This window comes from Streptomyces apricus, from assembly GCF_008369065.1.
Classification (GTDB): domain Bacteria; phylum Actinomycetota; class Actinomycetes; order Streptomycetales; family Streptomycetaceae; genus Streptomyces; species Streptomyces apricus.
In genome coordinates this window covers 1-898 of the sequence record NZ_VDFC01000254.1, presented here as the reverse complement: position 1 = coordinate 898, position 898 = coordinate 1, and the positions used below count along the sequence as shown (strand labels likewise).

Genomic DNA, 898 nt, shown 5'->3' with positions numbered 1-898 from the left:
GCTGGGGTGGGGGTGGGGGTAGGCGTGGCAGGGTCCTGTGTTTATGCGACTGAGCAAGCCCGTGTCCCTTGCCGTTACTGCCGCAGCCGCTTTCACCGCCGTACCGGCCGTGCCCGTCGCCCAGGCCGCCGACCGTGTCGCGCAGGCCGTCCCCGTGGCCGGCGGTACCGGGCGGGCCCCTCTGCCGGGATGCGCCGAGGCCGGGGACCGGGAGTTCCCCGTGCGGACCCGGATCCACGGCGGACCCGACACCTACGACGCCGGGGGCGGGTACCGCACCTGGTACATCGACCTCACCAACACCACCGGCGCCACCTGCCACCGCATCCACCCCGTCGTCGTCCTGGTGGACGACCGGCGCGCGCTGACGGCGGACCAGCTCCTGCTGGAGTTCTACGTCGGGGACCGGCCCCACCCCGTGACCTTCGAGCGGACCGACGAGGACGAGCACATCGGCGTCCTCGGCTCCGACGACGACACCGGCTCCGGCTTCGCCGGGTTCACCGTCGCGCCCGGACAGACCCTCTCCGTCAGGGTGCGGCTCGCCGTCACCTCGGACGCGGTGGCCAACGACGTCGTCGCCAACGCGGCCGTCGTGCAGCGCCAGGCGGACGACGGCTCCTGGGTCGGGCAGTCCGACGACTACCGCTTCCGCATCGCCGGGAGCAAGGGCGGAGGGCAGGGCGAGGGCCGGAGGAAGGAGACGGGCAGCGAGCCGCGCGGTGACGCGGGCGTCCGGGAACGGGACCCCCGCGGCGCCGCCGACGCCGTACCGGACGGGCTGCCGTTCGCCGAGGAACTGGCCGGCACGGGGCTGTCCTCCCCCCGCGTCGTCCTCGCCGCGGCGGTCGGCGCGCTGTTCCTCCTCGCCGCCGGGACCACCGTCCTGGTCCTGGCC

General features: G+C 74.9%; 1 protein-coding gene. It reads left to right on the top strand.

The window, feature by feature from the left end; all coding sequences use genetic code 11:
• Nucleotides 1–109: 109 nt before the first annotated feature.
• Nucleotides 110–898 (top strand): hypothetical protein (locus FGF04_RS39530; RefSeq protein ID WP_328596519.1); only part of this gene is annotated, 789 nt, incomplete at its 3' end.